The following is a 20,859-nucleotide window of genomic DNA, read 5'->3' as shown; positions in this document are numbered from 1 at the left end:
AATGAACAGCTCAAGAGAGGGACTTTTTATGCATAGGCTTTTCAACGCTGGGAAAGATAGATGTGTATTTCCAAGAAAGGGGTAATCACAATGAATAACCAATTAACAGAACTCGAATTGGAAAATCTGCGTCACATTATCGGTGGGCATGGCATGATCGCAAATAAGCTTGAAGCTTATGCACAAAATTGTACGGACCCACAGCTAGTTTCCATCTTGCAACAAGATGCACAGGATGCCAAAGCAGCACAGCAAAAGCTTATGACATTTTTAGGATAGGGAGGAATTTTACATGCTTTCAGAAAAAGATATCGTAAATGATTATTTGGCAGGATTAAATGCTAGTCTTACAGGCTATGCAGGGTATATTAGTGAATCAGACAATGAACAATTGCGCCAAACACTAATTCAACTACGTAACCAGGACGAACAGCGCCAACGCAATCTATATAATTACGCAAGTCAAAAAGGGTACTACCAACCAGCAGCACCAGCAAACCCTCAAGTCGTGCAGCAAATCAAAAGCCAACTCACCCAACAATAGTAGGGAAGGGAGCGGGACAGCAGGAGGATGCTGTCCTGTTTTTCATTATTCAGGCGGGAGTTTGTAAGTTACCTCTCCTTGTGCATTCAAGAATTCTAACTTTGGCACATCATGTTCATCAATCACCATACGAATACGTTGATTTCCGTTTTGGTCATTTAGATGTACGGTAACCTCTCCGTTTTTATTTTTCCCCATAAAAGCGCGCTCAGCATTACCCTTAAATAAATCCGCCAACTTTTCATGCTGATTACCTGTATTGTTATCCCTCGTTTGAATATTTTCATATTCTTTAATTAGTTCAGGAAGTGGAGTAGAAGGGCGATCAAAAATAGAAAAACCATAATGTCGTTCTTCATTCTCTTCGACATACCTCATTTGTACTACTTGGTCTTGTTTAAATTGATCAAAGGTTAGAGAAGCAAAAACCGTTTCGTTATCATTCTCATCCTTACCATTTCCATAGATCAGTCCACCACATTCATCTTCATTTTGATTATAAAACATTATGCCTGAGATAGGATCTTTTTGTCTGTGTCCGGGGAGAATATCTTCTCCATTCATAAGAACTGGAGGAATGTTATCTTGGTTGAAAAGCGACATTTTGACCTTCCCAGCAGGATCTACAATATTTAATCGTTCAACATTTATTTCTTTAAAAGATTCTTTCTTATTATTTGACATATATAGTACTCCTTCATTGTAATTGGCATATTACTACCATTCTGTGTGAAGGCAGGGAAGTCCTCTATGTATCAGGACTTTTATTTAGAAAAAGAATAAAATATTGGGCTAGATTGGGTTGCGCGAAAACTATCATGCTGCGCTATTCTTAGTATTGACAGATAGAAAGATATTTTATATAGTAGATTTACTGCAAATACACGATTCCGTAGCTCAGCTGGGAGAGCGCTACCTTGACAGGGTAGAGGTCGTTGGTTCGAGCCCAATCGGAATCACTACTTGAAAAACGTTAATCCAAGATTAACGTTTTTTCTATATAAAAATACATGTTAAACAAATGAAGTAGGAGGAGATAGATAGTGAAGTTTAAGTATTTTAACGATACCAATAGATTAGTAAAAATACACGCTGCTACCTTTTCTCATGGTACTACTGCTGATAATAAACCAATAAATCCATTAGAAGAACGAACCTTTATTTTACCTGAAGGGACGTATCCATGGGTGAAAATGTGGGATTATGGTGAAGCAGGCCTTACCATCTTAGTTTCTCCTACATATGACGATACTGAAGAAAATAAAATGGAAGATGATCATAGATGGAGAAAAATATTAGAATTGATATCTAGTAATATCTAGTAGTGTCTCCTCTGATTCTTTTGAAGCTTGGTTTGCACACACCAGAGCGAACTTTACAGAATAAACACTCACCATTTACTGTGTAAATATATTTCAGCGGGATTGGATAAAGAGTCACTATCTAAACCTTATCGCAACAACGTTGATTGAAGTGATAGGGCAAGATTTAGAGATAATTGTTACAACAGAGAGTGAGGATTTATAAATTTACCTCACTCTCTATGTATAACTAGAATTGAAATTTACATAGTCAGATTTGAGCATTCCAAATACAATGCTATCGGTCCACTCATCTTTATTCCAAAAGTCTTGTATAAAGTGAGCTTCTTTTCTCATTCCCACCCTTCTACATAATTTTTCAGATGCTATATTGCGTGCATCTAGACTCGCTTGAATACGATGAACTTTTTCAGTTTTAAATAAATAGTTTATCAGTGCCATAACAGCCTCTGTTGCATACCCTTTCCCAGCCATGGATTTTGAAAATGTATACCCAATTTCAACAGTATCTTTCATATCTGTGTACCAAACAGATAGATCTCCAATTACGTTAGATTCCACCAAGACCGCTAAATTCAAAGCACGTCCCTTTGTTAGTTGATTATTATTTAATTTCTTATTAAACTTCTGTTCTTTATCTTCATGAGTCCATTTGTCATGTAAGAGGTATCTGCACGTTGAAGCATCTTTAAAAATTTCATAGACCTCATTAAAATGATGCCTTTCAAATGGTTTAATTATTAGTCGTTCTGTTTCAATTTTCATTAGAACACTTCCTTAAGATAAAAATATCCAACACTACTCAAAAGGAAGACTTTGATAAAGCGGTTTGAATACAATGCCACTATAGATTCTAAGGCTAAAATGGCAATAGTTATAGTTCCCTTCGTTTCTAAGCTAGTGTTATTAGATTGTAAACATATGTACGAAATAGTGATATTAAAGTTTCACAATTAAACAATTTTATCAGTTATTTAAAGGGACCAATATAGTACTGTAGTGTAGTGGAAGGTGCCAGTTAGTGGAGCACTGAATCAAATGTATTTTTAACTATGAGACCTGTCCAATCTTTTTCTATCTATTTTCATATAGTGTTAGAAAGAAGGGAGGGTGATTTATTATGAGTAGTTGCAGTTCCTGTCAAAAGCATCAGAGACATGAATGTGGCTGTCACAAAAAGCAAGGTCATCATCATGACCAAGACAACTCCAGAAGAAATAGTTATTTTGATCATCCATGGTTTCACACTACTGCTTTTTGCTCTTGTCAAAAGAAAAAGTTTCACAATTTTTGCGATAGAGATTACTAAACTATTAATTTATTGGGCCTCTTATAGGAGGCTTCTTTTTTTGCCCATTTTTCGTTATATCTTGCTGATTTTTTATAAAGGGAAGCATACCACTTTTAAATCAAATTATTTTGATATATACTATGAATATAAATCAAAATAATTTGATGTAAGGAGTTGAGAACATGGAAACGAAAGATCTTAAGCTAAGTGATTATCAAGCGATCTTTAAAGCTTTAGCTGATACGAAGCGGTTAGAATTGCTTCAATTGCTGGCTGAATCACCAGAGGAATCCAGTTGTGTTTGCGACTTAACCGATGCTTTCGATATGGCACAGTCAAAGCTTTCCTACCATTTGAAAATTCTTCTTGATGCTGAGTTGATCACGAGAGAGAAGAAGGGGACATGGAATTATTATGGGCTGAACCCGTCAATGTTGAACCATATACTATCAGAGGAGCTTTGTTGCATATTCAGAGGTCCAGCAAAAAATAGTGAAAATAACTGTTCAAATTAAATCAAAGGGGTGCGTATTATGAGTAAACAATTACCAGTAGTAATTATTGGTGCCGGTCCTGTCGGTTTAGCAGCCGCTGCACACTTAGTTGAATATAATATACCTTTTAAGATTTTGGAAAAAGGTGAAACCGTTGGTAGTAACATCCTAGAATGGGGACATGTACAACTATTTTCTCCGTGGGAGTACAATACGAATCAAGCAGCAATACAGTTATTGCAAGAAGCTGGCTGGCAACATCCGAATAAAGATAAGTTGCCAACAGGTAAAGAGTTAGTAGAGGAATATCTTCAACCATTATCGGAATTAAAAGTGATAAAAGATAATACGCAATACAATGCAGAAGTTATTTCTATTACAAAAGATGGTGCTGACAAATTAAAATCTGATGGACGAAACGATAGAGACTTTGTCGTTCATTTTAAAAAAGGAGCTTCTTTAAACAAAATAAAAGCATCAGCCATTATAGATGCTAGTGGGTCTTGGCAGAATCCTAATCCACCATATTCTGATGGACTATGGCTTGATTCTTCTCTAAGAGAATTAGTCCATACAAATATTCCAGCAGTACAACAAGAACCAGAAGATTTTAAAAATAAGCATACGGCCGTAATCGGTGCTGGCCATTCTGCTTTAAACTCACTAATGAATCTCGCGGAGTTGAAGGAAACTTATCCAGCTACAAAAATATCTTGGGTTTTAAGAAGAGAATCTCCGATGTCTGCATTTGGAGGAGAGACTCAAGATCAGCTTGAAGCACGCGGCGCTTTAGGGGCAAGTGTACGCGAGCTTGTACAACAAGGAATTGTGGAAGTATTAGCTCCCTTTCATGTAGGGGAAATTAATCATAGTGGACCTCGCTATACACTTACTAGTAGAGAAGGAGAAGAGGTCTCCGTTGACGAACTTATCGTTAATACAGGTGCACGACCTGATTTTAGTTTTCTTCGTGAAATAAGATATGCGGTTGATCCGGTAGTTGAAAGTACTCCGGCATTAGCACCTTTAATTGATCCAAACCTGCATAGCTGTGGAACAGTACGTCCTCATGGGGAAGAACAGTTAAGACACCCAGAAGCTAATTTCTATATAGCGGGCGTAAAATCCTATGGTAGGGCACCAACATTCTTAATGACAACAGGATACGAACAGGTTAGGTCCATCGTCGCCTCTATTGCTGGAGATGTTCAAGCAGCAAAACAGGTGAGATTAAAATTGCCAGAAACGGGTGTTTGTAAGACAAATATTATTCCTACAAAGCAGCAGAATTGCTGTGGTTGATATGGTTATGGCATCCGTTCAAGTGCGTGAGATGCATAGAAGTGATTGGGAACGTGTAAGGGACATTTACAAGATGGGAATTGAAGGTGGAATAGCTACCTTTGAAACCAAGGCTCCTGACTGGGAAGAATGGAACAAGAGTAAACTAACTTACGGCAGACTCGTTGCTGAAATAAAGGGTAATGTGGCAGGATGGGTAGCAATAACCCCATACTCTTCACGTCAAGTATATAAAGGTGTTGTTGAATTAGGTATATACGTAGATCTTGACTTTCAAGGAAATGGAATTGGTTCTGCATTAATTGAATCTATACTAAAAATTTGTCAAAAAGAGGGAGTATGGACAATACAAGCAGGAGTTTTCCCTGAGAACATTGCAAGTTTGGCTTTACATCAAAAGTTTGGTTTTAATGTAGTTGGCAGAAGAGAGAAAATTGCACAGTTACATGGGGAATGGAAAGATGTACTTCTGCTAGAAAAGAAAATATGAATTATATAAGCTATCGTGAATTAAGCAATAACGCTGTGTGTCGGTTCAAGAAAGGTAAGGTGACTAAGAGATTTTCGGGTAATAAAAAATCAGCGAGGAAGAATATTCCCCGCTGATTCACTTAAATTATTAACTTATTTTTGCTATTGTGCCGTATACCCACCATCAACAGTAAGGCTGTTACCTGTCATATATGAAGAATCATCGCTTGCTAAGAATAATACAGCTTTAGCCATTTCTTCTGCTTTTCCAAGTCGTTTCATCGGTGTAATGGAAGACAATTCTTTTTTGCTTTCCTCTGGAATGATAGGTGTGTCAATAAAGCCTGGGCACAAGGCATTAATACGAATATTCTTCTCTGCATACTCAAGAGCTAGAGAGCGTGTTAGATTAATAACCCCAGCTTTTGCAGCGTTGTATGCTGCACTTCCTGGTGAACCGACCCAGCCATACATAGAAGCAGTATTTACAATGGTACCCCCACTTTCAAGCATTCCACGGATTGCTTCACGCGCTACTAAAAATACACCGTCTAAGTCAACATTTACTGTATTTCTCCATTCACTGTAATCTAAATCATGAGACGAGTGTACACGGCCAATTCCCGCATTGTTGAATACGATGTCTACTTTACCGAACTTGTTAGTAGTTTCTTTAAAAACGTTTGCTACCTCTTCTTCACTTGTAATATTAGCTTTCACAAAAAGAGCTTCTGCACCCTGCGCTTGTAATTCTTCCTGGAATGCTTTTCCTTTTTCTTCATTTAAATCCACAAGTACAACTTTTGCACCTTCTGAAACAAATAATTTTGCTGTTGCTGCACCTATGCCGGATGCACCCCCAGTAATTATTGCTACTCTATCTTGTAGTTTACCCATAACAGATTCCTCCAGTATAATAGAATTATAGAACGTATTAATTTATCTCAGTGCAACCGTCCGTAAGACTTCCACTTCAAAACATAAGGTGAAACTAGTTTTGAGTGGGAGTAAACGGACGCTAACACTCCGATTCGTTCAACTAACAATCAGTGGGAGAAGAATGAAAACCCCACTGTTTGAAGTTTCACTTTATTGTTTACAAGTTAATTCTAGTCTCTTATTATTCCTTAACCAATCATTATTTTTTTGATAAGTGTTGAATTAATAGACATTTTTTATAAAAGTGTCTTTGTTTTGGAGGTTTTTAAATGGATGAAAAACTTGAAATGAAATCTCAGCGGAAAAATCGAACAAAGGAACATCTTAAGCAGTCCCTTATTGAACTGATTAAAGAAAAAGGATTTCATGCAGTGTCCGTAAAAGACATCGTGGATCATGCTTCTTATAACCGAAGTACTTTTTATGTCCATTATCAAGATAAGTTTGAGCTAACAACTGACTTAATGGATATCATGCTTGATGGGCTAGAAGAATCAGTGGGAAAACCTTTTGTGACGGGTCGCACGGTATCGACAAAGAAACTTGATACCGAGTCTTTTAGCATTGTTTCTTATATATACGAAAACAGGCATTTTTTTGAGTTAATTAAATTTGACGATACGATACCAGGATTACATACCAGATTCCCACAGACCATTTTAAAGATTTATCAGGAAAAATTCACTTTTGAGACAGTCAATCATGTCCCTGTAAACATGAATTATTTTACACGCTATACTGCTTATGGTTTTTATGGGCTTCTTATTAATTGGATCCAACAAGGTTTTCAAGAGACAAAAGAAGAATTTATAAATGAAGTGATTAACTTAGCAAGAACACATATGGAAACCATTAAGTATGTCGGAAGTGACTAAATTAAAAAGCAATAAATTAGTAATAAGATTTCTTGTTATATTCCTAACACCCATGACGCATCTTTAATTAATAAACTTACTTATGTGGTGAACTAAAATTCCTTTCCAAGTAATTACAATGGAAAGGAGTTTTTGTATAACAAAAAAATCAAATCTATATACAAAATATGAAACCATTGTTCAATGGTTCTCGTCTAAAGGCCAAATTATAGAAAGAGGTTGGAAAAGAGGGCAGCTATGGAAAGTTCAAAAGAGGAGATTTTAGAAGAAGTGATGGGAAAACATGGGGGTGAATTGGTACGATTGGCATTTAACTATGTGAAAGATAACGAAACTGCCAAAGACATGGTGCAAAATACCTTCATCAAGTGTTATGAAAACCTAGATAATTTCCGTTCAGATTCTGCAATGAAAACGTGGCTGTATAGAATCACGATTAACCAGTGCAAAGACTATTTAAGAAGCTGGCATTATAGAAAAGTACATGCAAGAAGTCTTGTGGGAAGTGCTTTTAACTCCTTGTTACCTTCCACAGAAGATGAAGTAATCAAAGAGTCCGAACAAGAAGAAATGAAGAAATTAATTTTTTCTTTGCCACCAAAATATCGGGAAGTTATCTTTCTATTTTACTATAAGTCTTTTTCACTTGGTGAAATATCAGAAATAACGGACCTTAAAATCAATACTATTAAAACGAGGCTTAGTAGAGGAAGACAAAAATTAAAAAACTTAATGGAGGAGGCAACTATCTATGAAGGATAAAGATAAAAAGCAGCTATTTTCCTATTTGGATGATGAAGATCTTACCTTTACTAAAGAAGACCGGGCCAAAACGTTTAACAAAATTCATCAAAAAGAGCGTGAAAAACAAAATAACACCAGCCAATCTAGGAGAATAAACCGTTTAGGTCCTATATTGGGGAGTGTAGTGGTAATAATTTTAGCAATTGGTTTACTTATACCAACTCTCTATAGTCAAGAAAGCGCAGATCAACAACAAGCATCCCAACAAAATGATTCGTCATTTTCTGCTTTACTAATCGGAGAGAATCTAGCAAGTCATAGAAGTGAATTTAACATTTTAATGACGTACAACAATAGCGACAAAAGTGTGAATCTAGTTCCAATACCTCGTGATGCATACGTTGAAATACTTAACGCAGAAGGAGATAGCCTAGAGAAAGATAAGTTAACGCACGCCTATGCTTTTAGTCGATCACCTGAAGCAGTCTTAACAACTGTATCGCACCTATTCGATTTTCCTATTGATTATTATTCGGTTATCCCAACAGAAGAAATTAAGAAAACTTTAGGGATTAGTGAGGGTGTGGAAAGAGAAGAAGTTGTGAAAGAAGACCGTGTTGGAAAACTAATTAAAGAACAGTTATCAATCTCACAATTTAAAGACCTAATTAACGGAAGTCAATCCAATTTCCCAACTGAAATATTTAATCAATTTGATAATAATTTGGAATCCATTCAAGTGATTGATATGGAAGAGGGGATAGAGGAAAAGATAATTAACGGAATATACTACAAAAAGATAAATAACAGTGTCCTTGAGGAAACTTCTCAAAAGTTAAAGCAGCATTTGGGTGAATAGCGATGATACAGACTGTGTTAGAAAGGGTTGGAAAACTCTTCCTGCACAGTTTGTTTTTTGTGATAAACTATACCATAAATAATGACTCTTTCATTTTGTTGACAGCAAAGAAATTAATATGTGGAAGGAGGTTGCCAGATTGTTAAACTTACAAAAGGTACGACCAGTAGACGAAGATGTACTACAAAATATTATGCAGTTTTATATTTATGAATTTAGTAAATACATTCCTACTATTAGTTTGGGGGAGAATGGGCAATACAATTCGTTTAACTTAAAAAAATACTGGGATAATGATAATTTTCATGCCTTTTTTGTTAAGTTTGAGGATGAGCTGATAGGGTTCGTACTAATAGAAAGTTCAAAAGTGTCAAGTCCGAATACAATTAAAGAGTTTTTTATAATGGCTAAACATAGTGGTAAAGGCTATGGGAAAGAAATTGCCTCAAAACTATTCAACATGTTTCCCGGGTTTTGGAAAATTACTCAAATAGAAAATAACAAGTCTGCACATACATTTTGGCATAAAGTGGTTAAGGAATTTACTAATGGTAATTTTATGGAGTTTTTGAAAGATGGGAAGTTTACTCAAGAGTTTAATACGATACGACAATAGTTAAACTCTTTTAAAGAGCACTTATTCTATCAGAGCAAAAGTTTAGTAAGAGAAAGGAAAATAAAAATATGGAGCAGAAGATACTTCGTTTTCTCAATGAAACGTATCAGGGGAATTTCAAGAATATTAAACCAGTAACAAACGAAATGTTTAGCTGTACTACAGATGATGGTGATTACTTCGCAAGGGTAACCAATTATAAAAGTTTTGAGGAACAGTTAGAGGAAATTAATTATACAAACTTCCTGTTTCAAGAAGGATTAGGGGTTTCTCCTGGAATACTCTCTTCAAATAATAAGTTCGTAGAAAAAGTATCACTTCAAAACAAGGAAGTATTAGTCGCCCTTTATAAAGCAGCTCCAGGAATACATTTACCAAGGAAACAATGGAATGCGACAGTTTTAAAAGAATTAGGTCGGCAAATAGGGAAATTACATCGTCTTTCGAAACAATTTGAAGAAATATATTCACCAAAATATATTAAAGATTGGCATGAAAATGAGGAGTACGCCTTTCTTAAATATATTCCTAAAGAAGAATATACAATCAGAGCGATTGCGGAAGAGGTCTTAACTACTATAAAAGAGCTGCCAAAAAATGATTCGAATTTTGGTTTACTACATGGGGACTTGTGGCTTGAAAACATACTGGTTGATGATGGCTTGAAAATGACTATGATCGACTTTCAAGATTGCGAGAAACATTTCTATCTATATGACTTAGCAGTTCCAATATATAGTGCCTTAGAGTATTCGTTTATCGGTGGAGGTAACATAGTTGACTATGAAGAGAATATAACAAAGGCAATATTAGATGGCTATCATGAAGAAAATGAGTTAGCTCAAGGAATGTTAGAACATCTTCCCCTATTTATTAAATTAAAAGAAGTGTTTGAGTACAGTTTAATGCATATGTACTGGGATATAGAAAACCTAACTGAAGATCAGATAAGAATAATGAATCATTTTAGGATGAGAATTGAACGAAAACATTCCCTTCTAAGTAATAAAACAAATTCTAACGGAGGGCTTATATGGAAATAACTCAAACGAAGGATTCTAACTTAGTTGCCAAATTAAACAAGCCAGTCCATGATTTACATTATTCACTTTATCCGCATTACTTTAAGGAATATAACTATAAAGCAATCAAAGAAGAATTTAAGAAACTAATAGAAAAGAAGCAATTTGTTTTCTTGCTAGTAGAAGATAATCAACAAGCAGTTGGTTATGCTTGGATAGAAATGAAAGAATATCCGGAAAGTGCCTTTAAAAAAAGTTATGAAGTTGTTTATGTACACCAAATCAGTATACTCTCCACACAACAAAAAAAGGGGTATGGCACCAACTTAATGAACTACATATATAAGTTAGCAAGTGAACAAGGCATAGATAAAGTCGAGTTAGATTACTGGGTGGACAACATAACTGCAAAGGATTTTTATGATAAGCAGGGCTTTGTTGAGTATCGGGAAGTTGTATATAAGCAACTATAATCTTCAACGTACGAAGAGGTTAATCTATTTATTTCTAAATTATTCTTTTAATAAAAGGGTATTGAGCCGCATTGTAGAAATAAATAAAGATAACGTAGATGGGGGTTAAAATATGAATAGACTAAATTTAGTAACGCTTGGTACGAAAGATATTATAAAGTCCCATAATTTCTTCAAGGAACTAGGGTTTGAGACTTCAATTATGGGTCCTGAATCTGATCCAGCTATCATCTTTTTTAGAAATGAAGGATCTAGGATTGCATTATATCCGCTTGAAGCACTTGCTAAGGATATAAATAATGAAAACCCGCCAGCTTTGTCAGAGGGTTTCCCAGGTATAACACTGGCATATAACGCCAAATCAATGGGAGAAGTCGATAAAGTTTTTAAGAGGGCAGAGTTAGCTGGTGCTAAAATTATTAAAGAACCTAAAGAAACAGATTGGGGCGGTTATAGTGGATACTTTACTGATCTGGATGGCTACTACTGGGAAGTAGCATACGGAGAAGACTGGGAATTTGATGAATCTAATATGTTGGTTATAGATTAAGGATTTACTGGAAATGATTTTTAAAAAATGAAGGGCAGATTTAAAGTCGGTTCTAAATACTCTAGAAACCGACTTTTTTGTGTAATTTTATAGTTATATTAGGAAAGGGTTTTATTCTAAATCATCTAAAACCTCAACGATTACTTCAGCAATAATTTCTGCGCTTTTATATTCCTCTTCTAAGGTGTTTTCAACTCCACCGATATTTAGTAAAAGTGAATGTTCATGTAAATCTTGATTGTAGGATCCTGGAGTATCTCCTCCTTTTGTAATTATTCCTCTAGAAACACCTGGATACTTGCTTTCTAGCTTTTCGTGTAATAAGGTAGCTACCTTTAAATTTTTTTCATAGTAGTAACTATTTCCTGAAACAACAAAAGATATTCTGGGTATTTCAATACTATTTAGTTCGACTGTCGTATTTCTTCTTTCTAAATTATCCCTGTGGAGATCCAGTATTAACTTGATATCTTTATTTTGGTTTAAAGCATCTGTTACTACTTTTCTAGAGGAATCGTAAGCATTGCCATAGCCTGCGCCTTCAATTTCCAACTCTTTAGTTATATCAGTTTTGTCATGAATTGAATTAACCCCCTTTTGATTTAAAAAGTTTGCAAGTTTTTCGCCAACAAGTGTAATGTTTTTTTCTGTGTGAAAAGGTTCTATGGATGTGTCTGTTTTTATATATGGAGTAAAAGATTCTTGGTTGTGTGTATGATAAATGAGAACTGATGGATCTGTATTAGTTGTGGTAGTTAATTTTTCATTTTGGCTGAGTGAAGATAGAATAGAGTTATAAGTTGAGAGGACAGATTGGGAACCGTTAAAAAAAGAAAACCATAGTACAATAGCTAAGGACATAGAAAAAATAATACCAAATTTTGCGTTTCTCCTAATACGCCTCCTTTGATTAATCTTCTCTGCCTTAACCTTTAAGACCTTTTTACTTTTACTAAGAAAGTTATTACTTGGTCTTAACTCTGAAGTATTCTTAATCAAATCAAGTATCTCTTTATCCGTTGGCATTAATAAATACCTCCTCTTTTAAAGTATTGAGGTTCTTTCTAAGAATTTTCAATGCACGATGGAAATCCACCTTAACTTTAGACTCACTGCAGCCTAATATTTCAGCACTTTCTTTTATTGATAATTCATTAACACCTCTTAGAATTACAACTGATCTATACTGTGGTTTTAGAGATCTAATAGCTTTTTTGACTACTTCTTGGTTCTCTGAATCACTAAGTAACAAGTCTGGTTGCTTTTCATTATCTGGAAGTTTATTAAAATAACTTTGTTTAAACAATGTTGTGAACTTTTTTCTGCGTAGATAATCGATAGCTGTATGTTTTGCAATGGAAAGAATCCAAGTTGATAATTTAGAGTGGTGGTTAAATTTTTTATGATGTTTTAATACTTTAATAAATACATCTTGCGTCAAATCTTCAGCCTCTTCTCGGCTTCCAACGAAGCATACTAGAAATTTATACACTTCAAGATAATATTTTTCATAAATGAATTCGATATTATTTACGAAATCATCTTCATAAGGCAATAGTAAATCCCTCCTTTTTTATCAGTCTTCTACTATTAATCGAATGACCCTGTATAAAAGTTACAGATATAGCAAAATAAAAACTGAAAAGAATCACTTTTTTAATAATAACCATGAACAAACTAGAAGAGAATGTTAAAATTATACAGTGTACAACTACCAACCAGCAAAATCTTTTGGGAGAGGTGAAATATGAGGAAAAGAAAAATAATTTCTCTGGTTAACCTTTTAATAAGTGGTTTTATAGCTATCATAGTTTCTACTTTTTTTGCAGCTGGCACCATTGCTGAAAACTATACAGATAAAACATTCGTTGCGCCAGAGTTTTTCATCGTTCTCGTGATTTGGGGGATTGGCGGACTTTTTGTCTTATTGCATTTCTATAAGAATTTAGTTTCTTATTTTGTTTTTTCCCTTATAATTACTTGGGTTTCTATTCCTTTAGGTATTAGTTTGGGGTTTATATGGCTATAAACTTTTGACCTATTTGTGTAATCTGGTGGATTAATCGTTTCCCTTATAGCAATAGTTTTAAGTGAACTTAGAAAATCAAAGGTAGGTTACAGGATTAATGGTAAATCAAGACGTTGATCAACAAAGTGAACTGCAGTTGAGGGTATTAGGGGAAATACGTACAATTTGTAAGATGATTGAAATCAATTTCTGGTTACGTGGAGGTTGGGCACGCTAGAAGCTTTTTCTACGATGTCACAAGTGCATTTTTAGATTGGGGGAGATTTAGTGATACGATTAGCGAAACAAAATGACGCGGAAGCGATTATAGATATAAAGAAGGAAATTATTCTATTAGAAAAGACATCAAAGTTTTTCATAACATCTCCAAACGAGTTACCACATGACATTAACTTAGAAAAAGAGAGAATACAAGAAAGTTGCGAAAAAAATAATCTTTTTGCTGTTTATGAAGTAGAGGGGGAAGTTGTTGGTTTTATCGTCTTTAGGCGTTACGACCTTAATCGATTACATCACGCTGGCTCATTAGGGATGGGGATTAGAAATGCATATACCGATCAAGGGATTGGTACGAAACTTCTGGAATACCTTATTAACTGGGCGAAAAAGCAGGAAGGGTTAGAAAAAATTTGCCTTGGTGTTACTTCATCCAACCAAAGAGCCATTCAAGTTTACAGGCGTATAGGCTTTATAGACGAAGGGATTCAGAGAAAACAAATTAAGTATGAAGATGGGACCTATGGAGATGACATATTAATGGCTTATTATATTTAATAGTTAGGAAGATACTAGTAGATAACTTTTACTTAATTATAATAGGCCAGCCAACCAGTGTAATAAGAAAGGAGCATACTCATTGAGCGAAAGGGAGGAACTTATACAGGATTCAAAATTAAGGTGGGAAAAGAATGCGGAACATTGGGATGATTATATGGGGGAAGAGAGTAATCGATTTTACCGAGAACTTATCAGGCCCTCTACTGAAAAATTATTAAAGGTAAAAGAAGGGCAAACGATATTAGATATTGCTTGTGGAAATGGGAACTTTTCAAGAAGGCTAGCACAATTAGGGGCAAAAGTAGTTGCATTGGATTATAGTTCGAAGATGGTCGAACGAGCAAAAAAGCGGTCTAAGGAATATCTTGGCCAAATAGAATATCGTGTTTTGGATGCTACGAGTTATGAAGATTTAAATGAATTAGGGCATAAAAAGTACGATAACGCTGTAGCCAACATGGCATTAATGGATATTGCTGACATCACCCCATTGATAGAATCATTGCATAAGATGTTAAAGCCAAATGGGGCTTTTGTTTTTTCTATTACCCATCCAAGTTTTCAAACGCCAGGAGTAAGAACGATTCATGAGTCGGAAGATATTAACGGCGAAATCGTTTCTAGAAATAGTATTCAATTATTCAAGTACCTTTCTCCACAAGCCTATGAAGCTATAGGAATAAAAGGGCAAGATACACCACACTACATGTTTCATAGACCTATGGCGTATTATACGACGTTATTTTTTAAAGCCGGTTTTGTATTAGATGGATTAGAGGAACCAAGTTTTAAGAAAGAAAAGGGAGAAAGTCAATTTGAATGGAATGAGATCCCTCCCGTTGCTATATTTCGTTTTAGAAAAGTATGACATTTATTCAATTAGTACAATGCAAAGTCCATATAGCTGAAACATACTAAGAATTTTGTTAAAATTTAAATTAATACAATAAGAGAGGGGTCATGGAATGAGAGACAACCTACATATTCGGCCAGTAGAGAAAGAAGACTTAGAATTCATTCATAAAATGCGAATTAATCCTGATGTAATGGATTACTGGTTTTCGGAGCCTTATACGACACTGGAAAAGTTAAAGAAAAACTATGAGCAGCAGCAAGATAATGAGGCATTTAGACAGTTTATTCTTTACCATTCTAATGAAAGAATCGGTTATCTTGGTCTCTACGGTATTAATTTCCGTCATCGTTTCGCGCAATTCGCTATTATAATCGATCCAGATTATCAAGGTAAAGGGTATGCAACAGATGCCACAAAATTAATGGCGGACTATTGCTTTAATCAATTAAACTTACATAAATTATCTTTGCAGGTCATTAAGGTTAATGAAAAAGCCATACATATTTATAAAAAAGTAGGTTTCCGGGTTGAAGGGGAACAAAAAAATCACTATTTTGTTAATGGCAGTTACCAAGATGCATATACGATGAGTGTATTACGTGAAGAGTATGTGAATCAGCAATAACGTTTTAAAAGGAGTAATACAATGGTCTTGAGAGAGAAGGATCTTCGATTAAGAAATATAAAACTGCCAGAGGATCTACAAATTGCATTACCATGGTATCAAGACAAAGAAATACTTTTCTACTCCGAGGGTGAGGGCACAGAACCTTATAACAGGATTACAATAGAAAGAATGTACACATATCTACTAAAAATTGGTGAAGTTTATATTATTGAGATACAGCAAAATAATAAGTGGGTTTCAATTGGTGATGTAACATTATTAGAGAGATGATTCCAATTGTAATTGGTGAAAAAATGTTTCGGGGAAAGGGCATTGGTAAGCGTGTAATAGAACTGATAATTAAAAGAGCAATTCACCTTAATTGGTCCAGTATTAAGGTAAATAAAATCTATTCTTATAATAGTGCTTCAAGAAAATTATTTGAAGCACTAAGATTTGTTGAAGTCAGTACAAAGTTTGATGAAAAGAATAGAGAATATAGTAGTTTTCAGCTTTTACTAAGATGAAGCTGGGAATATTGGATAGGAGTTTCAATTGAGTTCTTTATTAATAGGCAGGCTTAGGTTTTTAACCAACCTGCCTATTCTGTAACAAAGTTCTCTGTATAGTACGGTCTATTATTCTCACCAAAGGATACGCCTACAGCGAGGGTTTCGTAGTTTGCCTGTAATATATTTTCCCTATGTCCCATTGAATTCATTAAGCCTTCATGGGCAAAGATACTGCTGGGTTGGCCGGTAGCAAGATTCTCTCCTGCAGTTCGAAAAGCAATGTCATCCTCAGCCATTCGGTCAAACGGGGATTGGCCATCTAGGTTTGTATGACTAAAATAATTGTTTTCTGCCATATCTGAGCTGTGTTCCTCTGCAGTTTTTTGTAAAGGTTCGTTCCACTCCAATACAGGGAGCCCGTGAACAACTCTAACGGCATTTGTCAGATCAAATAGTTGATACTCCAGACCTTCTTTTAATTCACCACCTGGATCTGTATAATATGCGTTCTTTTGTTGTTCGAGTTCTTCACTAATAATTTGTACAGCAGTGACGGTATTGTTCTCATGCTTATCATAAAAGATGGTTACGTAATTTTCGTCAATTAGAAAAGTGTCATATTCCTCGTCGCTTTGAATTTGATATCGAATAGCACCTTTTCTTATTGCGGTAAGTGGATCTCCAAGCGCGGATAATACAGCGTCTCGGTTACTGTCAAAAGCAATACCGTCTTCAGAGGTAAGTAAGTCCTGATTCGTATATAATCCGGCAACCTTTCCCTCTTCATCGAAGGCCGCCATAAAAAAGTTATGGTAATTCTCATGATATGTCACCCACTCGACCCCATATTCATTCACAGTAGATCGCTGTGGTTCTTCGGTAATCTCTTCAACTTTGGATCGATCATCTCCTATTTCTACATTGTGTATGGAAAATGATTGGTCCTCCGGAGCTTCTAAATGGGGTTTCTCAGCTCCAGGATCAGCAGATTGTGGAGCCTCTTGTTCTCCCTTAATATTCCCAACTAAATCTTGAAAGCCCTGATTAATTGATTCTATAGTGGCAATGACAGTGGGATCCTGTCTTATATTATTTATATCGGTGGAGATTTCTTCATATACACCGGTAAAGCCAGAATGCTGAAAATCTTCCCCGTAAAAATGCCAAAATCCCCACGCTATGAGCAATAAGGCTATAATATTTCGTAATTTAGGCATATATATTCACATCCTGAGCAAAAATTCTAATTTAATAAATATATCAAGTATCATCAGTATGAACAAAAGAGCAACATAATAGAAGTCATTTGATATTTTAAAAAGCAAGTACATTGTAATTGATGATTCCCTTTTCTCTACAATTTAAAGCAATTCAATGGTTAATGAAAAGTCAGGGGGATTTTTTAAAATAAGAAAGTTAAAAGGATGATGATAACTGGAAGAGTTTGTAAAGAGACTTATTGGATATGTTAATTACTAACGATAAAATCCGCATTTTATTGTAGGAATGGATAATATGTTCCACATAATACCACAATATAGGTGTGCAAGAAAGAAGGGTGCACTTAAACGAACTTTGTAAGGAGGGTTAAGATGGGTATTTTAAGTGGTAATCCACAAGAAGAACCAATGCATTATGGAGAAGTGTTTAGTGCATGGGAATATCTAATGGTTGCGAACAAGGCAATAGCAGATCATCAGATGTTAATGAATCATGTCGGAGACGGAGACTTAAAGAAGCTTCTAAAGGACGCAGTCGAACAAGCTCAGCAAGAGGCAAAGCAAGTTTCTGAAGTACTTACACAAAACGGTGTAGGACTTCCTCCAGCTGCTCCAGAGCCACCAAGTGTCGATTTGGAAGACATTCCAGTTGGAGCGCGCTTTCAGGATCCCGATGTGGCAGCAGCAGCTTCTGCAAAGGTGGCAGCGGGTCTTGTAGCCTGCAGTCAGATAATGGGTACTTCGATTCGTGAAGACATCGTGATGATGTTTGGACAATTTCACATGAATAAAGCAGCATTAGGTGGGAAGTTTTTAAAACTAACAAAGGAAAAAGGATGGCTCGTTCCACCACCACTCCACCATGCATCGAAAAGTGACTAATTCTTAAGTTTCAAAGCCTTCACATCACTGTGAGGGCTTCTTTTTTTAATTCAGCTAAGACTTATCGCCATTTGCCCAAAAGCGGACCCTATACTAAAATATATAAGTATGTAGAGAAAAAGGTAAAGGGTTTTTAGATGAAGAAGATCGGATTTATTGGCAGTGGAAATATGGCGGAAGCGATTATTGGAGGAATGGTGAAGGCAGGTCATCTACCTGAACAAATTGTTGCTTCAAACCGAAGCTGGGATAAACTACAGCTACTTGAAGAAACGTACGGGATTCAAACAGTGGAAAGCAATCAAGACATTGCTACTCTATGTGAAATTGTCTTTCTTTCTGTTACACCAGATAAGTATCCTGCCGTGATTGAAGAAATCAGAGATAGTATTCAGGATGAAACATTGATCATTCTTATTGCTGGAGGACAGGGTATTGCAGAGAATGAAGCGCGATTTGGAAGAAAAGTGAAGTTAGTAAAAGCAATGCCAAATACTCCAGTCCTTGTTGGGGAAGGTCTAACCAGTCTTAGCTTTAATTCCTTTATAAGTGAAGAAGAGAAGCAGAGAGTTGTAGAATTATTTAACAGCATTGGAAAAGCCGAAGTGATTGAGGAGAAGTTAATGGATACAGCTAGTGCAGTCGGTGGCTCGTCTCCTGCATTTATGTATATGTACATAGAGGCATTAGCAGATGCCGCAGTATTATATGGGATGCCAAGAGAGAAGGCGTACAATATTGCAGCACAAGCTGCCTTAGGCGCAGCAAAAATGGTATTGGAAACAGGCGAGCATCCAGCTAAATTGAAGGATGAGGTTTGTTCTCCTAATGGCACCACCATCCAATCTGTAGCAAGCTTGGAAACAAGCGGGTTTCGGGATGCCATAATTCAGGCAGTCCGGTCTAACATGGAAAAAATGGGACACTAAAACTCCCCATTTCATTCATCCAATTTACGGTATGCTTTAGTAAGAGGCTTTTACATACTGGAGAGGTGATGTGGCGATGCAGTATTCGTATGTAGGAAGAGGTAGAGTTTTAGTCTTCTTGTCAATTATTTTCTTTTTAAGCACAATTAGAGATATGGAAAATTTTGGATGGTTCTCTTATTCTTTCCTCCTTTTTACAGCCTTTATATTCGCAACTGCTTTTATTCGTTATTCTTGCGACATTAATGAGGAATCCATTACCTATCACATCATATGGTTGGGGCTTCTCCTATATAAAAAACGAGTGCCACCAAGTCAAATAAGCCATATAAAATTTAAACGATATGGCTGGGCAACAAAGGGCGCTGTTGTTCATACGCATAAAGGTATTAACATCCGGCTCATCGATTTTAAACCTGTAAAACTATATGAAGAGTTAGATGATTTTTCCAATAAGCATGATATTCCTTTTATAAAGTCAAAGGATTATCAACTACTCGAAAAATTGGGTTGGGATAGAAAAAAACAAGTATCTGAATAAAAGTATTGCGAGAGCCTATGTGACTATACTGGGCTCTTTTTTAGTGTTTAAATTTCCAAACTGAGAAAGCTTACTGGGTAATGAGATATTCCCTATTTGAGGTCGCTTATTGATTTAATAGAAACGACTTTGTCTTCTCATTTAAGAATCCACTCTTAAACCGCACCGTTTATAGTTTACGCCTTTAGGCATGGGAGTAATAAAAGTAAAATGAAGTGTATCTATCCAATTATCAATAATCTTGGTATGATAAAAATAGAGGGGGGATATGATGAGGAAGCAATGCGTTTACTTATTCATCGCAGTACTGGTTTTCTTCGGTATAAGCCAGGCGACAATATTGGTGCAACATATACAGCAATCTGCTTCCTCAGAGGAGACTGTTTCAGCATTTAAAGATGTGCAGCAGATAGAAATTGCCCACATCACAAATGGAGTTGTCTCTTCAGATATAGATAAAGCAGATCACCCACCTCCATTGCCACTTTTCTTAACAAAAGCAGTTCCTAGGGTAAAGCTCTTAACAACAGAATTGCTTTTCCCTGATAGACCAAGATACACGTGGCATATCCATCTTAAAAAATACCATTCTAATTACCTCTCCTAGTTCTTCTTATTTCTTGTCAGAAAATAAGAAGAGAAGAGGAAACGATAGATGAAGCAAACAGACAAACCATATTGGAGAGAGACGGTTGATTGCTTTCTCTCCATTGCTATATATATGACACTATTTTTTAGTTCCTTCGTTATTGGTGGCCATTTAACTGGAACAGACTGGCTAGGTTATTTCGACCATTTCACATGGACGTTAAACACAGAGTTTTTTAAAGATCTCATACAGTCTTGGAAATAAAAAGGAAGACCCGGAAATCTATATGCCGGGTCTTCCTTATTTATTAGGGTTCGGGTCATGGACGAAACTTTCATCCCACTTATTCGTATTATTGGTAAAGCACGGTTGAAAGGAGCGGGAATATGAGGGCATTTGTAAAAATAACTATAGG

General features: G+C 35.8%; 30 protein-coding genes and 1 tRNA gene. 25 read left to right on the top strand and 6 right to left on the bottom strand.

Translation table 11 applies throughout. The features are described 5' to 3' along the window. Positions 1-90: 90 nt before the first annotated feature. Positions 91-279 (top strand): hypothetical protein, encoded by a 189-nt coding sequence (locus BN988_RS05285; protein WP_036573837.1) that lies wholly within the window; start codon positions 91-93, stop codon positions 277-279. Between the two features lie 13 nt (positions 280-292). Beyond that, positions 293-544, top strand: coding sequence for a spore coat protein (locus tag BN988_RS05280; RefSeq protein ID WP_036573835.1), 252 nt, complete (start codon positions 293-295; stop codon positions 542-544). A gap of 45 nt (positions 545-589) precedes the next feature. Here the strand turns inward: BN988_RS05280 and BN988_RS05275 are convergent, their stop codons facing one another. Then, positions 590-1,228: a hypothetical protein gene (locus BN988_RS05275; protein ID WP_036573833.1), complete on the bottom strand. Its 639-nt coding sequence runs from the start codon at positions 1,226-1,228 to the stop codon at positions 590-592. Positions 1,229-1,430: 202 nt separating this feature from the next. On the opposite strand from BN988_RS05275, the gene BN988_RS05270 reads away from it, so the two are divergent. Then, positions 1,431-1,503, top strand: a tRNA-Val gene (locus BN988_RS05270). Between the two features lie 84 nt (positions 1,504-1,587). Beyond that, a complete protein-coding gene (locus tag BN988_RS05265) occupies positions 1,588-1,866 on the top strand; it encodes a hypothetical protein (protein WP_187120233.1) in 279 nt (92 codons plus the stop codon). 219 nt (positions 1,867-2,085) lie between these two features. On the opposite strand, the gene BN988_RS05260 is transcribed toward BN988_RS05265, so the two are convergent. Continuing rightward, the gene (locus tag BN988_RS05260; protein ID WP_036573832.1) at positions 2,086-2,631 is read right to left on the bottom strand and encodes a GNAT family N-acetyltransferase; all 546 of its coding nucleotides are present in this window, start codon (positions 2,629-2,631) and stop codon (positions 2,086-2,088) included. Between the two features lie 708 nt (positions 2,632-3,339). Between BN988_RS05260 and BN988_RS05250 the strand changes: the two genes are divergently transcribed. Genes BN988_RS05250 through BN988_RS05240 form a run of 3 tightly spaced genes read left to right on the top strand, consistent with a single transcriptional unit; the run spans position 3,340 to position 5,443 of the window. Further along, positions 3,340-3,672, top strand: coding sequence for an ArsR/SmtB family transcription factor (locus tag BN988_RS05250; protein ID WP_036573826.1), 333 nt, complete (start codon positions 3,340-3,342; stop codon positions 3,670-3,672). A gap of 18 nt (positions 3,673-3,690) precedes the next feature. Continuing rightward, the gene (locus BN988_RS05245; protein WP_051557687.1) at positions 3,691-4,953 is read left to right on the top strand and encodes an NAD(P)-binding domain-containing protein; all 1,263 of its coding nucleotides are present in this window, start codon (positions 3,691-3,693) and stop codon (positions 4,951-4,953) included. Between the two features lie 7 nt (positions 4,954-4,960). Beyond that, positions 4,961-5,443: a GNAT family N-acetyltransferase gene (locus tag BN988_RS05240; RefSeq protein ID WP_036573820.1), complete on the top strand. Its 483-nt coding sequence runs from the start codon at positions 4,961-4,963 to the stop codon at positions 5,441-5,443. 143 nt (positions 5,444-5,586) lie between these two features. Here BN988_RS05240 and BN988_RS05235 read toward each other — a convergent pair whose 3' ends face one another. Continuing rightward, positions 5,587-6,321, bottom strand: a complete 735-nt coding sequence (locus BN988_RS05235) for an SDR family NAD(P)-dependent oxidoreductase (RefSeq protein WP_036573817.1) — start codon at positions 6,319-6,321, stop codon at positions 5,587-5,589. A gap of 311 nt (positions 6,322-6,632) precedes the next feature. Here BN988_RS05235 and BN988_RS05230 point away from each other — a divergent pair, with 311 nt between their 5' ends. The 7 genes from BN988_RS05230 (at position 6,633) to BN988_RS05200 (ending at position 11,502) form a co-directional block, all read left to right on the top strand. Continuing rightward, positions 6,633-7,238, top strand: a complete 606-nt coding sequence (locus BN988_RS05230) for a TetR/AcrR family transcriptional regulator (protein WP_036573815.1) — start codon at positions 6,633-6,635, stop codon at positions 7,236-7,238. Positions 7,239-7,475: 237 nt separating this feature from the next. Further along, on the top strand, positions 7,476-8,000 hold the full coding sequence (locus BN988_RS05225) for a sigma-70 family RNA polymerase sigma factor (protein WP_036573813.1): 525 nt from the start codon (positions 7,476-7,478) through the stop codon (positions 7,998-8,000). Then, entirely contained in the window at positions 7,990-8,841 is an 852-nt protein-coding gene (locus BN988_RS05220; RefSeq protein ID WP_036573811.1) for an LCP family glycopolymer transferase, read from the top strand. The genes BN988_RS05225 and BN988_RS05220 overlap by 11 nt, the downstream gene beginning before the upstream one ends. A gap of 139 nt (positions 8,842-8,980) precedes the next feature. Further along, positions 8,981-9,457 carry a GNAT family N-acetyltransferase gene (locus BN988_RS05215; protein ID WP_231495192.1) on the top strand — a complete coding sequence of 159 codons (477 nt, stop codon included), beginning with the start codon at positions 8,981-8,983 and terminating at the stop codon, positions 9,455-9,457. Between the two features lie 68 nt (positions 9,458-9,525). Further along, the gene (locus tag BN988_RS05210) at positions 9,526-10,500 is read left to right on the top strand and encodes a phosphotransferase enzyme family protein (RefSeq protein WP_036573806.1); all 975 of its coding nucleotides are present in this window, start codon (positions 9,526-9,528) and stop codon (positions 10,498-10,500) included. Next, positions 10,491-10,952 (top strand): GNAT family N-acetyltransferase, encoded by a 462-nt coding sequence (locus BN988_RS05205; RefSeq protein ID WP_036573803.1) that lies wholly within the window; start codon positions 10,491-10,493, stop codon positions 10,950-10,952. The genes BN988_RS05210 and BN988_RS05205 overlap by 10 nt, the downstream gene beginning before the upstream one ends. Positions 10,953-11,064: 112 nt before the next feature. Next, on the top strand, positions 11,065-11,502 hold the full coding sequence (locus tag BN988_RS05200) for a VOC family protein (protein ID WP_036573801.1): 438 nt from the start codon (positions 11,065-11,067) through the stop codon (positions 11,500-11,502). A 111-nt stretch (positions 11,503-11,613) separates the two neighbouring features. Here BN988_RS05200 and spoIIP read toward each other — a convergent pair whose 3' ends face one another. Both spoIIP and BN988_RS05190 read right to left on the bottom strand, forming a co-directional pair. Continuing rightward, positions 11,614-12,528: a stage II sporulation protein P gene (gene spoIIP / locus BN988_RS05195; protein ID WP_051557685.1), complete on the bottom strand. Its 915-nt coding sequence runs from the start codon at positions 12,526-12,528 to the stop codon at positions 11,614-11,616. Beyond that, entirely contained in the window at positions 12,515-13,057 is a 543-nt protein-coding gene (locus tag BN988_RS05190) for an RNA polymerase sigma factor (protein WP_036573800.1), read from the bottom strand. Before BN988_RS05190 ends, spoIIP begins: the two co-directional genes overlap by 14 nt. A 192-nt stretch (positions 13,058-13,249) precedes the next feature. Between BN988_RS05190 and BN988_RS05185 the strand changes: the two genes are divergently transcribed. The 6 genes from BN988_RS05185 (at position 13,250) to BN988_RS19405 (ending at position 16,298) form a co-directional block, all read left to right on the top strand. After that, a complete protein-coding gene (locus BN988_RS05185; RefSeq protein ID WP_036573797.1) occupies positions 13,250-13,531 on the top strand; it encodes a hypothetical protein in 282 nt (93 codons plus the stop codon). Between the two features lie 267 nt (positions 13,532-13,798). Further along, positions 13,799-14,305 (top strand): GNAT family N-acetyltransferase, encoded by a 507-nt coding sequence (locus BN988_RS05180; protein WP_036573795.1) that lies wholly within the window; start codon positions 13,799-13,801, stop codon positions 14,303-14,305. A gap of 82 nt (positions 14,306-14,387) precedes the next feature. After that, positions 14,388-15,176, top strand: a complete 789-nt coding sequence (locus tag BN988_RS05175) for a class I SAM-dependent methyltransferase (RefSeq protein ID WP_051557683.1) — start codon at positions 14,388-14,390, stop codon at positions 15,174-15,176. A 97-nt stretch (positions 15,177-15,273) separates the two neighbouring features. After that, on the top strand, positions 15,274-15,789 hold the full coding sequence (locus tag BN988_RS05170; RefSeq protein ID WP_036573793.1) for a GNAT family N-acetyltransferase: 516 nt from the start codon (positions 15,274-15,276) through the stop codon (positions 15,787-15,789). 21 nt (positions 15,790-15,810) lie between these two features. Then, entirely contained in the window at positions 15,811-16,062 is a 252-nt protein-coding gene (locus tag BN988_RS18295; protein ID WP_051557680.1) for a hypothetical protein, read from the top strand. Beyond that, positions 16,059-16,298: a GNAT family N-acetyltransferase gene (locus tag BN988_RS19405; RefSeq protein ID WP_051557678.1), complete on the top strand. Its 240-nt coding sequence runs from the start codon at positions 16,059-16,061 to the stop codon at positions 16,296-16,298. Before BN988_RS18295 ends, BN988_RS19405 begins: the two co-directional genes overlap by 4 nt. A 74-nt stretch (positions 16,299-16,372) precedes the next feature. Here the strand turns inward: BN988_RS19405 and BN988_RS05160 are convergent, their stop codons facing one another. Next, positions 16,373-17,500: a CAP domain-containing protein gene (locus tag BN988_RS05160; RefSeq protein ID WP_036573790.1), complete on the bottom strand. Its 1,128-nt coding sequence runs from the start codon at positions 17,498-17,500 to the stop codon at positions 16,373-16,375. A 375-nt stretch (positions 17,501-17,875) separates the two neighbouring features. On the opposite strand from BN988_RS05160, the gene BN988_RS05155 reads away from it, so the two are divergent. The 5 genes from BN988_RS05155 (at position 17,876) to BN988_RS05135 (ending at position 20,708) form a co-directional block, all read left to right on the top strand. Then, complete coding sequence (locus BN988_RS05155) at positions 17,876-18,385, top strand: DUF3231 family protein (protein ID WP_036573788.1); 510 nt, start codon at positions 17,876-17,878, stop codon at positions 18,383-18,385. Positions 18,386-18,522: 137 nt separating this feature from the next. Further along, positions 18,523-19,314, top strand: a complete 792-nt coding sequence (gene proC / locus BN988_RS05150; RefSeq protein WP_036573785.1) for a pyrroline-5-carboxylate reductase — start codon at positions 18,523-18,525, stop codon at positions 19,312-19,314. A 76-nt stretch (positions 19,315-19,390) separates the two neighbouring features. Continuing rightward, positions 19,391-19,855: a hypothetical protein gene (locus tag BN988_RS05145; protein ID WP_036573782.1), complete on the top strand. Its 465-nt coding sequence runs from the start codon at positions 19,391-19,393 to the stop codon at positions 19,853-19,855. A gap of 271 nt (positions 19,856-20,126) precedes the next feature. Beyond that, on the top strand, positions 20,127-20,462 hold the full coding sequence (locus BN988_RS05140; RefSeq protein ID WP_036573779.1) for a hypothetical protein: 336 nt from the start codon (positions 20,127-20,129) through the stop codon (positions 20,460-20,462). A 48-nt stretch (positions 20,463-20,510) separates the two neighbouring features. Continuing rightward, positions 20,511-20,708, top strand: coding sequence for a hypothetical protein (locus BN988_RS05135; protein ID WP_036573777.1), 198 nt, complete (start codon positions 20,511-20,513; stop codon positions 20,706-20,708). The last annotated feature ends 151 nt before the right edge of the window (positions 20,709-20,859 follow it).

The sequence above is a fragment of the Oceanobacillus picturae genome, from assembly GCF_000612865.1.
GTDB classification, from domain to species: domain Bacteria; phylum Bacillota; class Bacilli; order Bacillales; family Amphibacillaceae; genus Oceanobacillus_B; species Oceanobacillus_B jordanicus.
Note: the sequence above shows the minus strand (reverse complement) of the source record. Positions and strands in the feature narration are given on the sequence as shown.

Excerpts from the sequence above, each read along its gene's own strand:
- BN988_RS05285 (WP_036573837.1), top strand. The coding sequence starts at position 91 with ATGAATAACCAATTAACAGAACTCGAATTGGAAAATCTGCGTCACATT.
- BN988_RS05280 (WP_036573835.1), top strand. The coding sequence starts at position 293 with ATGCTTTCAGAAAAAGATATCGTAAATGATTATTTGGCAGGATTAAAT.
- BN988_RS05275 (WP_036573833.1), bottom strand. The coding sequence starts at position 1,228 with ATGTCAAATAATAAGAAAGAATCTTTTAAAGAAATAAATGTTGAACGA.
- BN988_RS05260 (WP_036573832.1), bottom strand. The coding sequence starts at position 2,631 with ATGAAAATTGAAACAGAACGACTAATAATTAAACCATTTGAAAGGCAT.
- BN988_RS05250 (WP_036573826.1), top strand. The coding sequence starts at position 3,340 with ATGGAAACGAAAGATCTTAAGCTAAGTGATTATCAAGCGATCTTTAAA.
- BN988_RS05245 (WP_051557687.1), top strand. The coding sequence starts at position 3,691 with ATGAGTAAACAATTACCAGTAGTAATTATTGGTGCCGGTCCTGTCGGT.
- BN988_RS05240 (WP_036573820.1), top strand. The coding sequence starts at position 4,961 with ATGGCATCCGTTCAAGTGCGTGAGATGCATAGAAGTGATTGGGAACGT.
- BN988_RS05235 (WP_036573817.1), bottom strand. The coding sequence starts at position 6,321 with ATGGGTAAACTACAAGATAGAGTAGCAATAATTACTGGGGGTGCATCC.
- BN988_RS05230 (WP_036573815.1), top strand. The coding sequence starts at position 6,633 with ATGGATGAAAAACTTGAAATGAAATCTCAGCGGAAAAATCGAACAAAG.
- BN988_RS05225 (WP_036573813.1), top strand. The coding sequence starts at position 7,476 with ATGGAAAGTTCAAAAGAGGAGATTTTAGAAGAAGTGATGGGAAAACAT.
- BN988_RS05220 (WP_036573811.1), top strand. The coding sequence starts at position 7,990 with ATGAAGGATAAAGATAAAAAGCAGCTATTTTCCTATTTGGATGATGAA.
- BN988_RS05210 (WP_036573806.1), top strand. The coding sequence starts at position 9,526 with ATGGAGCAGAAGATACTTCGTTTTCTCAATGAAACGTATCAGGGGAAT.
- BN988_RS05205 (WP_036573803.1), top strand. The coding sequence starts at position 10,491 with ATGGAAATAACTCAAACGAAGGATTCTAACTTAGTTGCCAAATTAAAC.
- BN988_RS05200 (WP_036573801.1), top strand. The coding sequence starts at position 11,065 with ATGAATAGACTAAATTTAGTAACGCTTGGTACGAAAGATATTATAAAG.
- spoIIP (WP_051557685.1), bottom strand. The coding sequence starts at position 12,528 with ATGCCAACGGATAAAGAGATACTTGATTTGATTAAGAATACTTCAGAG.
- BN988_RS05185 (WP_036573797.1), top strand. The coding sequence starts at position 13,250 with ATGAGGAAAAGAAAAATAATTTCTCTGGTTAACCTTTTAATAAGTGGT.
- BN988_RS05170 (WP_036573793.1), top strand. The coding sequence starts at position 15,274 with ATGAGAGACAACCTACATATTCGGCCAGTAGAGAAAGAAGACTTAGAA.
- BN988_RS18295 (WP_051557680.1), top strand. The coding sequence starts at position 15,811 with ATGGTCTTGAGAGAGAAGGATCTTCGATTAAGAAATATAAAACTGCCA.
- BN988_RS19405 (WP_051557678.1), top strand. The coding sequence starts at position 16,059 with ATGATTCCAATTGTAATTGGTGAAAAAATGTTTCGGGGAAAGGGCATT.
- BN988_RS05160 (WP_036573790.1), bottom strand. The coding sequence starts at position 17,500 with ATGCCTAAATTACGAAATATTATAGCCTTATTGCTCATAGCGTGGGGA.
- BN988_RS05155 (WP_036573788.1), top strand. The coding sequence starts at position 17,876 with ATGGGTATTTTAAGTGGTAATCCACAAGAAGAACCAATGCATTATGGA.
- proC (WP_036573785.1), top strand. The coding sequence starts at position 18,523 with ATGAAGAAGATCGGATTTATTGGCAGTGGAAATATGGCGGAAGCGATT.
- BN988_RS05145 (WP_036573782.1), top strand. The coding sequence starts at position 19,391 with ATGCAGTATTCGTATGTAGGAAGAGGTAGAGTTTTAGTCTTCTTGTCA.
- BN988_RS05140 (WP_036573779.1), top strand. The coding sequence starts at position 20,127 with ATGAGGAAGCAATGCGTTTACTTATTCATCGCAGTACTGGTTTTCTTC.
- BN988_RS05135 (WP_036573777.1), top strand. The coding sequence starts at position 20,511 with ATGAAGCAAACAGACAAACCATATTGGAGAGAGACGGTTGATTGCTTT.